Raw genomic sequence first — 12,074 nt, 5'->3', positions numbered from 1 at the left:
TGCAGCGCCGACCTTGCGTGAAGATGGTGGAGACGATGGCGGCTAGAAGCCGCGTTCGATCCGACCGTAGAGCACTTCGGTGAAGGCAAAGATGTGGGCTCCCATGAAGGAGCCGGTGACGGCGACCACGATTAACATCACCACGATCTTGGGGATGAAGGTCAGCGTCATTTCCTGTACCTGGGTCAGCGCCTGCAGGAGGGCAATGACGATGCCGACGAACATCGCGGAACCGACCGCCGGGCCGGCGGCAACGATGATGGTCCAGATCGCCTGTTGGGCGATATCGAGGGCGTCGCGCTCGTTCATGGCTCAGCTGATCGTGATGCCGGGCCCGAGCTGGACCTTCGTGCCGTTTTCGAGCGTCGCGACCGCACCGCCCTGGATGATATAGACTTCTTTGATCTTGCCGGTCGTGCTCGTTCCGCTTTCATCCGTGAATGAAGCAGTGCGGCCGATCAGGCCTTCTGCCTGGGTAATCGCGCTGGTCGAAAGCAGCGTGTCGAGCTTTGCATTGGTCTGAACTGCTTGCTCGACCGACGACAGCTGTGCAAGCTGGCTCATATATTCGGTTGAATCGGTCGGATTGGTGGGATCCTGGTTGCGCATCTGCGCGATCAGAAGCTGCAGGAAGCCATTGTAGTCGATCATGTTGGTCGACGACGTCGTTGACGTCGTGTTTGTTGTGGATTTCGCGGTATCTACGCCGTTGACGATCATCTCGCTCTCCCTGGGTTAGGCCACGACCGGCAGCAGCATGTCCGCGCCGATCAGGATCGCCTGTTCGACTTCGAACAGAGCCCGGATCTTCCGCAACGCCTCGTAATAACGTTTAGCCTCGACGAGCTCCTCGATCGCATCGAGGCCCTGCAACAATTCCTTGTTGTCGGCCGCCGCGTAGATCGCGCAGCGCTGATGTCCAAAGACCGCACGCGCCTGTTCGATATCGCCCGGGCTCATCAACATCAGTTGCACAACGAAATAGAGCTGCCGGAGCGGTGTCGTTGCATCGGCGACCTGCATGACCTGGCTTTCCAGCAGGAAGGTCACGTCGTTGATCAGTTCCAGCGTCACCTTGCGGTCGACCCGTAAAACTGCGCCGTTAATATAAATTTTCTCGCCAGATCGCAGCGATATGCACATTGGCTTCTTCATGCCAGCGAATCCCGAATGACGATATTGATCGCAACGAGATCGCTCACGTCCGACAACTGCCCTTCCCGGAGGCGCTCGGCTTCCTTGATGACCCAGAGACCAATCGAAATCAGTTGCGCTCGCAACTGCTCCGGCAGGCCGTTTCGTGGATTCGACAGATCTTGTATGAAGAAGGTCCAGAGATTACGAATATAGAGTAAGGCATCTGTTTCTTCGGATGAAGCAAGCGCTCCGCTCTGGATTTTCTGAAGTAGTTTAATTCCGTGATTGAGCGCTTGTTGTTCCCTGGATCGCGCCTCGCGGCCGCTATCCTCGATTTCCGCGTCGTAACCTGCCAGTGTCATTTCAATCGATAACCTGTTGCTTCATAGATCAGCCCACCTATCAGAGATAATTGAGGATGCTGAGGTTCTGAATTTGCGCGGTCAGCGCATGCGACATCTCCAACTGATTTTTCAGAGAGTTGACCCGGACGGATGCCTCTTCCGGATCGACCACTTCCATAGCGTTGATCTGCTTGTTGACGATGTCGGTCTGCACCTTGAGACGACTGGTAGCATTTGTTGTCTGTTCCTGCGCGGTTCCGAGGCGTGCACCGACACTCGCAAGGTCGGACACCGAACCGCCGACCAGCAGCAGCGCCTTGTCTGTAACGGCCTGGAACGCGCTCTGATTCAGAGTTTCCAGACCAAGCCCGCTGAGCATCGTGTAGGCCATCGCCAGGTTCCGGAATGCCTTGTCATTGGCGCTGGCGGAGGAATCGACGGTTTGTGTCGTAGAGATGCGACTGCGCATGACCTGATCGGATGCCGAAGACCAGTTCGTTCCCCAGGCCGGATCGTCGAATTCGGTCGCAAACGCATTGTCGAGGAAGTTATTCATGGCGGCGGGGGTGATATTTACGGCAGCCACGTCACCGGGCGGAAAACCAAAAGCGGCAGTAAAGGCCGCATCGATCGCCGTCTTGCTGGCCGAACCGGTCTGATAAGGCGTCATCGGCTGTTGCGCCGTGTTGATGCCGGCGAAAAGATATTGCCCGTCCATCGAAACATTGAGCGTCGTAAGAAGCGACTGGAGATTCGACGCCGCCGGCTGGGCGATGATGACGCCGCCATTTGCCGAATTGCGCGCCGCCAGCAGATCCTTCTGGAAGGACTGTGCCGTCTCGATCAATTGCGAAACACGCTCCTGCGTGACGTCCAGGCGGGCACTCACGAGTGCATTGGTATCGACGATTTTCTCCATATCGAGAAGCTCCGCACGCAGGGTCACGTCGCGACCCGTGAGTGCACCAAGACTCCCCCCGACGTCAGCGAGTCTTCCTGTCGTCGCCTCCTTGGTGGCTTTTGAGATCGCCACCTGGCTTTTCGACGCGGAGATGCGCAGGGTGGTCGAGATCGAGTTCGATGAAATGAAATTTGTAGCCATATCGATTACCCCACCGCCATCAGAAGTTCTTTCAGCATGTCGTCGATCGTTGAGATCAGTTTCGACGATGCCGAGAAAGTGCGTTCGACCTGCAACATGAAGGTCATCTCATCATCCATGTTGACGCCATTGACGTTCGACAACGCATCGGCGCTGCGCTCCAGGAGCGTCTGGCTATAGGTGGCGTCGTCGCCGACGCTCTTGCGTTGCGATTCCAGCCAACTCACCGAGGAGCCGGCAAAGTCGATGAGGCTGCCGCTAGGCTTGCCGAGCGCGGCCGGATCATAGGTTCGGGATGCCGCCATGCCATCGACGAGGCCCTGAATGCGGGCGAAGAAACCCGCCTCACCGCCGGCATTGTAGACGTAATTAACGCCATTGATCCCACCATCGCGGATCAGGCTCGGATTGCCGCCAAGGGCCTGATCGACCAAGGCTGTCACCTTGATCGTGCCGGCGAGTCCGGTATTGATCACGCCCGTGGTCGGCATTCCGGGTCCACCGGCATAGGTGAAGAGGCCGGTTTGGTCTGGTCCAGCGGCAGCACTCTGGTCCTTCTCGGCAAAAATCTCGATCACGGCGCGCGCAACTTCGTCGAGCTGATTCTGATAGGTCACCATCTTGTCGTCGCGAAGCGTCGCGAGACCAGCGAGCTTGCCGGAGCCGATCGGCATGATCGCGTTAGCGCCGGTAACGGGAACGCCATCGATGACCACAGCGTTACCCGTTGTGGCGGCCGTGTAGGAATTTGTCGGAGCGAAGGTTACGGAGCGAGCGGTACGCTCGAACAACGTGACCCCGGAATCCGTATAGACAACCATGTCATTGTTTGTGCGGGTGGCAAACGTGATCCCAACCTCCTGGGACAGCTTCGACAGGATACTATCGCGCGTATCAAGGTAGTCGGTGACGTCGGAGCCGGAGATCGTGCCCTTGATGATTGCCGTATTGACCGTCTCGAATTGCGCCAGAAGCTGATTGATATTCCCGACCGACGTCGCCATTTCGGCGTCGGCATCCGCGCGAACAGTCTGCACGGTGTTGGTCGAATCGTTCAGCGATGCGGCAACATTTTTGGCCGCCGTGACGGCGGAATTCGCGAACGTTACGTTATCCGGCGCCGATGCATATTGCTGCAGGGCGCTTTTCAGCTTGGCCAGTTGCGCCGCGGCAGACTGATCGAGCTCGGGGTCGTCGATGGTGACAGCCGCAACCTTCTGCAGACCGTTATAAAGGGCATCCTGCTGTGCGGTGTTCGATACCGCCTTGACGACATTGTTGAACAAGCCGGCGCTGGCGGCCCGCTGAATACCACTGACATAGACACCGCTGCCCGGCTGGGAAACGATCAGAGCATTCTTGCGGGAGTAGCCGTCCTGATGCAGGCCGGCGACGTTGCGCGAGATGACGGAAGACTGGACGCCCGACGCCATAAGCGACGAGCGGGCCGAATTGAGTGCGACCGTAAGTGACATTGGAGACTCCCGTCAGTGATCCGCGCTGTGCGCTAGCGCTTCAGGTTGACGAGTACGTCGAGCAGGTCAGCGCCGGTCTGGAACACCTTGGAATTCGCGGTGTAGCCACGCTGCGACTCGATCATCGCCGTGAGCTCGTTGGCCAGATCGACGTTGGATGCTTCGAGCGCTTCCGGCTTGATGGTACCGAGACCGCTATTGCCCGCGAAATCAACCTGGATGTTGCCGGAGTTGGTGCTGATCGAATAGACATTCCCGACTTCGGGCGAGAGATTGTCGGGACTCGGTACCGTCGCCAGCGGGATCTTGTAGCTCGCGATTCGCGTGCCGTCGTCGAAGATCGAATACATGGTGCCGTCTGAGCTCACCTCCACACGGTCGAGCGCGCTCGGCGCGTTGCCGTTGGTCGTGGCCTTTAACTGGAACTCGTCCGCGACCTGCGTCATACTCGACATATCGAAAGTGACGGGCGAGCCGCCCGGGATCGTGAAGGCCATCGAGGTCGGGCTCGCGGCAGCGAGGCGGCCCTTGCCGGTGGCGCTGACGTCGAAGGTAAATGTCTGGGTGGTGCCCAGCTGCGACCCGGCTGCATAGGGGAAGCCGCCGCCTGCTGCCGCGCCTGCGCTGTTGTAGATCTGCACATCCCATGTATTGGCGGCTGTCTTGAACATATACATGTCAAGTTTCACCGCATTTCCAATATTATCGTAGGTGATGACCGACGTTTTCGACGTAAAGTTCGGCGGTCCGGCGCTGATCGCAGCATTGGAATCCAGGTTGGCGCTACTGATACCTGCCTGGGTCGTCGGATTTCCCAGCAAGGACTGCTGCGCGATGTTTACGACCTCGAGATTGCCGAGGCCGTTGGCAACGACGTTCGGCTGGGCACCATTCTTGATGTTGTAGCCCATCAGATAGTAGCCACCGGTATTGTAGAGATTGCCCTGGCCATCCGGAACGAAAGAGCCAGCGCGCGTGAGGTAAGGCGTGCCACCCGCATCGCTGACGACGAAAAAGCCATTGCCCTGAATCATCATATCGGTCGCAGAAGTCGTGTAATTCGCCGTACCGGGATCAGAGATCGCGTAACGAACCTGCGTCTCGACGCTGCCGGAATTGTAGTTTCCGGTTCCGCTGCGAAGGATAAGGGAGGAGAATTCCGTCGAGGCGCGCTTGTAGCCTGTGGTATTCACGTTGGCGATATTGTCAGCGACCGTCGCCAGTTTGTTCGACTGCGCGTTCATGCCGGAGCCGCCTGTGCGCATCACCCCATACAGACTCATCGATTATCCTCCGTTTCACGTGTGAAGTATTAGAGTTGAAGTTGCTTGCGCGAGGCTGGCGGTTATCCACAGGGTCATCGTGACGCAGTGCGCTCGGCGCAAAAATCGCGGGCCTTGCTCGTCCACGACCCAAATCCGCTGGCGACAAGGCTGCCGATGACACTGCAGATGTAGCGTTTTTGGCCGACAACGTTAGTCGGACCGGCGTTGTAGCGCGCGACAGCCATCGTCCAGTTTCCCTCGCGCTCACGCAGATCTTTCAGAAATCGCGCGGCATAATCGACATTGCGCGCGGGATCGAACATCGCTTCCACACTGGGAAACTTCTCGCCGTGATAGCGGTGATTGATCTGCATGCAGCCGAGATCGACCAGCTTCGCGCCCCTGCTTTTCTCCTCGGCGAAGCGCGCAACGGCGTTGCGCAGATCGGTGGCGAGCACCGTCCGGCCATCGACATTGAGCGCATAGGGATTCAGCACGCCCTTGCGTCCAGTCTCGCTGAGTCCGACAGCAAAGAGCACGCCGAGTGGTACATTATGGCGGCGTGCCGCTCGTGCCATCTCCCGCTCGCACGGGCCTTCGGCCCGCGCATTGGTCGCAGCGCTAGATATAAACAGTGCTGCTGCGAACCCGGCTGCTATTCTGATCCTGCTGCCGTTCTGCCGGCCTTGGCGATTGCTCATGATCCTGCCTGTTATGCCGTGTGCCGTTCTGCGAATCGCCGGATGACCGGCCCGAAGAACCACCATCCGCCTGCGATCCGCCCGACGACGGCAGCGAAGAGCGATGATCGGACGGCATCTGTTGTTGCTGCTGCTGCTGACCGTTGTTCAGATTTGAGTCGGGGGTGCGGGTATGGTCGATCGCTGCGATATCGAACGAGTACCCAGCCGACTGCATGGCGTCGGTGAGCGCACCGCGCTCCTGTCGCAGCATCTGCGTGGTCTCGTAGCGATCCGCAGTGAGATGAATCTCCACGGAATCGCCAGCAAGCCGCATCTTCACGGTGACAGAACCGAGATTGGGCGGATCGAGTTCGAGCGTCATCATGCGCACCGGCCGGCTATCCGCGGTCTTGTTCGTTTCGAGCCCCGGCGCGTCGGCCGCGCGAGCCCCTTCAGGTGATGCGACGGTTGCCAGATCAGTCGCCATTCGATCGACGATCTTCTGCAGCGTCGTGACCTGTTGCACGGGTTCGAAATGCGTCTCTTGTTCACGGACAACCGCCTTCGCAACCGGAAGCGGCTTGGTATCCGTCGTCTCAACCGCCAACGTAAACCGTTGCGTGGCAGCCGCATCGGCGTCAGGCACGTCGGCCGTTGCGACGTGAACGGGTGTCGTGGGATCGCGCGGAGCATCATCTGCCTTCACGTCCGGTACCGAAATGCGAGACGTCGATTTGTCGTTGCTTGGTAAAGGCGAATGCGCGTGATCGAATTTGGCCATTACCGCGCTGAGCGCGGGATCCGATCCGTGCCAGGGTGCAGATTTTGTCGCGCTCTCCTCGCCCCTCGTGGCCTTTGAATCGTCATCATCGGATTGGTCGTCACTGACGTTTGGTTTTTGCGCGACCTCACCCGTCAATTCCGCAAGAACGGATGCCGCGTCGAGCACCGGCTTTGCGTCAACGATTTTCGCGTCATCGGCTGCCTTGGCGACATGCGGCGTGACTGTTTTGGACTCCTTTGAGATCAGGCGGAGCTGCTCGCGAAAGTGATCGGCCTTCTCCTTGCCGTCCTTGGCATGGGCACCGCCGTTCAATCCGCCTTTCGTCCCAGCCTTTCCGGCCGCTGTCTGGCGAAGCGCTGCCATCAGGAGATCGGCATTGTTCATCGGGTTTTCTCCTTTAATTGTTCCTGCGACGCATCGAGCAGCTTTTGCGCGCGGTCGACGGCGGCGAGAGAGCGGCTAAAATCAATGCGCGGCCGCATGGCCGTCTTCACTTCGCTGCTTCCGTCGCTCTTGGCCTTTGCCTCCGGCAGTGCCTTTCGAACATTCAGTCCAATGGCAAGCGCCGCGGTTTGCAGTTCGACGTCACGTTCGGACAGTTTTGCCTTGTCGATCTGCTCAAGCTCGGCGATTGCCGTACTGTGTGCCGATGTGGCGACGCGTGCCGCGGCACGATACAGGCGCGCGCGGACGCGCTCGGCGCTATCGTCATCGGACAATGCAAATACACGGTCGGCGGCAAGCACGGTCATTTCAGTCTTGCCGCGAACCAATGCCGTTCTTGCAATCAGAAGATAGAGTGCCCGCTGGCTCGCCCGATCGAGATGATCGAGCACGGCGACAAGACGCGGGAAACGATCGGGACGCTGCACGAAGCTGAAGCGTGCAACAGAGAGCGCAAAGCGCTGGCGGAAATTGCCTGCATAGATAGAATGCCTATATCGGCGAAAGTAGCGCACCGCGAGGGCTTCGAACTTGTCGAAGTCGTCGTCCTGCCCGACGATGAAAATCTCGCGACGCAGTGCCGCTTCCTCGACCAGCGTGCCCGGCATCATCAACCGCACCTCGTCAAGCAATGCGATCGCGACCTTCAGGTCATCCTGCGCAACCAGCGCCGATTGCACCAGCGCAATCTCCGCACCGAGTGCCGCAGGCAGGCTGCGTGGCTTGATATTGGCAAGCTTCGATTTCGCTTCGTCTGTGCGCCCTTCGACATAGGCGATGGCGCCGTCGACAATGGCCTCGTCAATATTCAGCACGTTGCGGGAGCGGAGGCTCGCAACCACTTGCGGCGACCCGCCACTCAAGAGGAAGGTGACAGCTGCGCGCGAATTGCGCGGCTCCTTCCAGACGGCGGCATCGGCTTTCAGGAAGTTCTCACCCAGGCGCTTCAGCAGGGCGGGTTGGGAATTGTGAGCATCGAGATCGCCGCGCGCGATCTGATCTTGCAGCATCTGCAATGAACGAACCATCTGATACGGCTCGCGCATTTGGTCGTCGGCCGGCTGCGCATGTGCACTGCCAAGACAGGCTAGAAGCGTTGCTGCAATGATCCTGGCGCTGGTCATAGCACGGGAGCACGGATCAGAAGCTCGATCCGCCGGTTCTGCGCGGCAAGCGGGTCGTTCTGAATTTTCGGCCGGCGGTCCGCATAGCCCTCGATGCGCTCGACCCGCCCGGCGTCGAGGCCGCCGCGCACCAGCATGTGATACGCCATATGCGCACGCGCCGTCGAAAGCCGCCAATTGTCATATTCCGACGTCCGATAGACGCGGCTATCGGTGTGACCGCGCACGATGACCTGACCCCGGTTCTGCGCGATCATCGGCGTGATCTTGTCGAGCGCACGAACGAGACCGGGCGTGGGCTCGGCGGAGCCGTTGGCAAACATTCCGTAATTCACGTCGTCCGTCAGATTGATCAGAAGTCCTTCGGGGGTTTCCCTCACTTCGGCCACCGGACGCGCCGGTCCAATGGCGGCCAGTGCTGCCGAGATTGCGGCCTGGAGCTTGGCGGCGTCCATCGGCTGGGCCTTTTCGGCCTGGGCGGGCACCTTGTCAGGCTGCGCCTGGGATTTGTCAGCCGGCGCTGCAGTCTTGTCTGCCTGCGCCGGTTGCGGGCGACCCGCTGCCGGATTGGACTTGTCGCCATCGTCAGCAAACAACCCGGCGGGCTTCGGTGCCTCCTGCTTGTCGGATTTCGTGAGAGTAGAATTCGATCCGGACATCTCCCGCCCTGGGGTGCCGGTGGCATCAGGTTTGGCGTCGAGCGGGCGCTGCTCCTGGCCCTCGCTTGCAACAGCAACATCTTCGCCGAATGGTAGGCTGCCGGCGTCCTTACGTCCCGACAGCTTCTTCTCGAGCGACGAGATCGACGCCATCGGCCAGTTGATAGGATCGAAGGGGTCTCGATAAGCCTCTCCGCCCTTCAGCCCCTCTTTGCGATTTGGGTCGAGCGCCGCGCTGGTCTGCCCCGGACGCGGTGGACCGCCGGCAATCTCCGACAACACCGCATAAGGATCGCGAAACAACGTCGCCTCGCCATAGCGTGGCTGCGGAGGTTGCGGACGCGCGAGCGAATCCGTCGGCTGACCTGGCTCCGGATGCGGCCACTTGCTCTCGCCTTCCACGGCCTTGCCGGGGTCAACCCGCCGGGCATCGTTGATGCCTTTACGATCCGGCGTCGAGTCCGTCAGCTTGATCGGATTGAAATAGGTAGCCACGCTTTCGCGCGTTTCCTGATTGGTGGCATTGATCAGCCACATCACCAGGAAGAATGCCATCATCGCCGTCATGAAGTCGGCGTAAGCGATTTTCCAGACGCTGTTCTTCGTCTCGCCGCTCTCAAGCGAACTGCGACGGCGGATAATTACTATTTCTGGCGGAAGCGGATCGGCCATCTCAGCTTTGGACCGCCATTTTCAAGCGCTCGGTCCATATCTTGAGCTGGGTCTCAAGCACGATCTGATCAACGACAATCGACGCTTCTGTTTCGGGGCCGGCACGCAATTCCGATGCAATGGCGCGGACGCCGAGCTTGCTGCGGATCAATTCGAGCAAGTCCGATGGACCGGTGATGCGCAGGACCGGGCGGCGGCTATCGGTCGTGATCGACGACAGATGCTCGATGAATGACGTAACGGCCTGTTTCTGCACGGCGTTACTGATGAGCGGCTCGAGAAGTCGAGCGGCTACGCCGGCGATTCTTCCCTGCAACTGGTCACCCATTTCGGCGATATCGCCGGCGAGCTTAGCCGCAGTCTCGTTGAGCAGTTGCTGCCGTTCTTCGGCGGCCTGCGCCGCAAGTGCCTGCTTCTCTTGCTCCATGCGCCGTTCGAACTCGGCGAGTGCACTCGCATAGCCTTCGGCGCGACCGCGCTCATAGCCATCATCCTCCTGCACGAGAGGCGGCTTTGGCTGCATCTGCGGCTGCGGTTGAAACGACGGTTGCTGCTTTGCCTTCTGCAGAAGCGGCTGATGCTGCGGCTGCACGCTGGAGTGATGCAGATGGTCGAACGGAACGACGCGGCTGCGTGTTTTTGGCGGCTCCGGTCGATCGAAATCGGCGATCAGACGTGCGACTTGCTCTGCGCTCATACCGCTTCCTCTTGTCTGATCCATTGTTTCAGAATCGCTGCCGCCTGCTTCTCATCAAGCTGGATGATCTGTTCCAGCCGCTTCTGTGGCGTATTCTGCATACTGCTCGAGACATCCTGGATAAGATTGGGCGGAGCCTCGCCTCCTGACAGAGCCGCGGCCGCCATCGTGCTGCCGCCACTGAGCAGCGCATTCGTCTCCGCCTGGAACTGCGTTGTCTCGTCCGTCTTCGCGCTGGCCAGGATCGTATTGATCGCGGGGCGCAGACCGAACCAGATCAGCATACCGGCCACGGCCAGGATGGTGATGGCACTCACGAGACTGCCCGCTTGGCGCATCATCACCTCTGTGAAGGTGATCGACGGCACCGGCGCGAGATCGCGCGCACCTTCCATGAATTCGACCGCCGAAACCTGAATCTGGTCGCCGCGCGGGCGATCGATGCCAGCTGCGGTCGCAGCAATCTGCGAGATCTCCGCGACCTTGGCTTCGATCGCAGCATCGCTCACCTTGTCGCCAAGGCTCGCAATGAGACGCGGCCGGTTGACCAGAACAGCAAGGAACATCTTGTTCACCACGAAACCATCGCTCGTGGTCGTCACCGTCTTCGACGAAACTTCGTAATTGGTGATGTCTTCGCGGCGCTGCTTCTCGTCATTCTGATTCTTGGCGCCGGTCGCATTGACCTGCTGATCTGGCAGGTTCTGCTGAACGGTTGTCGGTTGCTGCCGATCGAGGCTCTGTGACGTTTCCTTCTCTCGCACAGCGCGTACGGAGCGCTGCACCCGCGAATCCGGATCGTAGACCGTCTCATTGGTCTGTTTCTTGTCGGTCGACAGCTGGGTCGCAACGCTGACCTCGAAGTTATCGAGCCCCAGATAGGGTGTCAGTGCCCGGCTCACATTCTCCTGGATCGAGCGGCTGACGACCTTCTGCAAATTGGCCATCGTGGTCGGCGTTGCCCCGACGCTGCCGCTGCCGTCATCGTCCGAAAGCAGCGAACCGTCACTGTCGAGCACGGTGACCTTGTCCGCGGTCATTCCCGGCACAGCCGCGGCTACGAGATGACGCACGGAGCGTGCCGTGCGTGCATCCGCCGGACCATCCGTTCGCAATACGACCGAAGCCGATGGCGGCGACTGCTCACGCCGGAATGAGCCACGCGCAGGCATCACGATATGGACGCGGGCTGCCTTGACGCCTTTGAGAACCTGGATCGTCCGCGCAATCTCGCCCTCGAGCGCACGCACGCGCGTGATTTCCTGCATGAACGACGTCAGGCCGAGCGAGCCAATCTTGTCGAACAGCTCATAACCGCCGCCGGTGGTGCTGGGCAGGCCCTTGTCGGCCAGCAGCGTACGCGCCTGCGCGGTCTGTCCGGGACGAACGTAGACGATATCGCCCGCCGTATTCAGATCGAAAGCGATATTCGCGTCGCGCAGCACCGAGCTGACACGCGTCACGTCCTCGCGGCTAAGACCCGAATAGAGAACATTGTATTCCGGTCGGCTGATGTAGTACGCGCCGCCGCCAACGCCGCCAAACACAGCGAGGCCAACCACCGCGAGCAGAATGAGACGCTTCGTACCCAGCTCAAGCAGATTGTTCCAGAGCTTCTGCGCGTGCTCGCGATTGACCATAAATACCCCTGCCCACTTCCGAATCGATCATCGATTGTGAAGCTTGTC

Annotated in this window: 13 protein-coding genes; all 13 read right to left on the bottom strand. The window is 59.8% G+C overall.

Annotation, left to right across the window (positions count from 1 at the left end; genetic code table 11):
* Window positions 1-42: 42 nt before the first annotated feature.
* On the bottom strand, window positions 43-309 hold the full coding sequence (gene fliQ / locus CHC01_RS06670) for a flagellar biosynthesis protein FliQ (RefSeq protein ID WP_089263448.1): 267 nt from the start codon (window positions 307-309) through the stop codon (window positions 43-45).
* A gap of 3 nt (window positions 310-312) precedes the next feature.
* The gene (flgD, locus tag CHC01_RS06665; RefSeq protein WP_089263447.1) at window positions 313-720 is read right to left on the bottom strand and encodes a flagellar hook assembly protein FlgD; all 408 of its coding nucleotides are present in this window, start codon (window positions 718-720) and stop codon (window positions 313-315) included.
* A gap of 15 nt (window positions 721-735) precedes the next feature.
* Window positions 736-1,143, bottom strand: coding sequence for a flagellar biosynthesis repressor FlbT (gene flbT, locus CHC01_RS06660; RefSeq protein ID WP_089263699.1), 408 nt, complete (start codon window positions 1,141-1,143; stop codon window positions 736-738).
* 8 nt (window positions 1,144-1,151) lie between these two features.
* Window positions 1,152-1,499 (bottom strand): flagellar biosynthesis regulator FlaF, encoded by a 348-nt coding sequence (gene flaF, locus CHC01_RS06655; protein ID WP_068729866.1) that lies wholly within the window; start codon window positions 1,497-1,499, stop codon window positions 1,152-1,154.
* Window positions 1,500-1,539: 40 nt separating this feature from the next.
* Window positions 1,540-2,583, bottom strand: coding sequence for a flagellar hook-associated family protein (locus CHC01_RS06650; protein WP_089263446.1), 1,044 nt, complete (start codon window positions 2,581-2,583; stop codon window positions 1,540-1,542).
* 5 nt (window positions 2,584-2,588) lie between these two features.
* Window positions 2,589-4,058: a flagellar hook-associated protein FlgK gene (gene flgK, locus CHC01_RS06645; RefSeq protein WP_089263445.1), complete on the bottom strand. Its 1,470-nt coding sequence runs from the start codon at window positions 4,056-4,058 to the stop codon at window positions 2,589-2,591.
* A 32-nt stretch (window positions 4,059-4,090) separates the two neighbouring features.
* Complete coding sequence (locus CHC01_RS06640; RefSeq protein WP_089263444.1) at window positions 4,091-5,341, bottom strand: flagellar hook protein FlgE; 1,251 nt, start codon at window positions 5,339-5,341, stop codon at window positions 4,091-4,093.
* 74 nt (window positions 5,342-5,415) lie between these two features.
* Window positions 5,416-5,901 carry a transglycosylase SLT domain-containing protein gene (locus CHC01_RS06635; protein WP_176454506.1) on the bottom strand — a complete coding sequence of 162 codons (486 nt, stop codon included), beginning with the start codon at window positions 5,899-5,901 and terminating at the stop codon, window positions 5,416-5,418.
* A gap of 43 nt (window positions 5,902-5,944) precedes the next feature.
* Window positions 5,945-7,174 (bottom strand): flagellar hook-length control protein FliK, encoded by a 1,230-nt coding sequence (gene fliK / locus CHC01_RS06630; protein ID WP_089263442.1) that lies wholly within the window; start codon window positions 7,172-7,174, stop codon window positions 5,945-5,947.
* The gene (locus CHC01_RS06625) at window positions 7,171-8,358 is read right to left on the bottom strand and encodes a chemotaxis protein (RefSeq protein WP_089263441.1); all 1,188 of its coding nucleotides are present in this window, start codon (window positions 8,356-8,358) and stop codon (window positions 7,171-7,173) included. Before CHC01_RS06625 ends, fliK begins: the two co-directional genes overlap by 4 nt.
* On the bottom strand, window positions 8,355-9,689 hold the full coding sequence (locus CHC01_RS06620) for a MotB family protein (protein WP_089263440.1): 1,335 nt from the start codon (window positions 9,687-9,689) through the stop codon (window positions 8,355-8,357). Before CHC01_RS06620 ends, CHC01_RS06625 begins: the two co-directional genes overlap by 4 nt.
* 1 nt (window position 9,690) lies before the next feature.
* Window positions 9,691-10,386, bottom strand: coding sequence for a hypothetical protein (locus CHC01_RS06615; RefSeq protein WP_089263439.1), 696 nt, complete (start codon window positions 10,384-10,386; stop codon window positions 9,691-9,693).
* Window positions 10,383-12,026, bottom strand: coding sequence for a flagellar basal-body MS-ring/collar protein FliF (gene fliF, locus CHC01_RS06610; RefSeq protein WP_089263438.1), 1,644 nt, complete (start codon window positions 12,024-12,026; stop codon window positions 10,383-10,385). The genes CHC01_RS06615 and fliF overlap by 4 nt, the downstream gene beginning before the upstream one ends.
* Window positions 12,027-12,074 lie beyond the last annotated feature (48 nt).

Origin of the sequence: Tardiphaga sp. OK246 (assembly GCF_900188215.1) — a bacterium.
Taxonomy (GTDB): Bacteria; Pseudomonadota; Alphaproteobacteria; order Rhizobiales; family Xanthobacteraceae; genus Tardiphaga; species Tardiphaga robiniae.
This window is presented reverse-complemented; position numbering and strand designations above follow the sequence as displayed.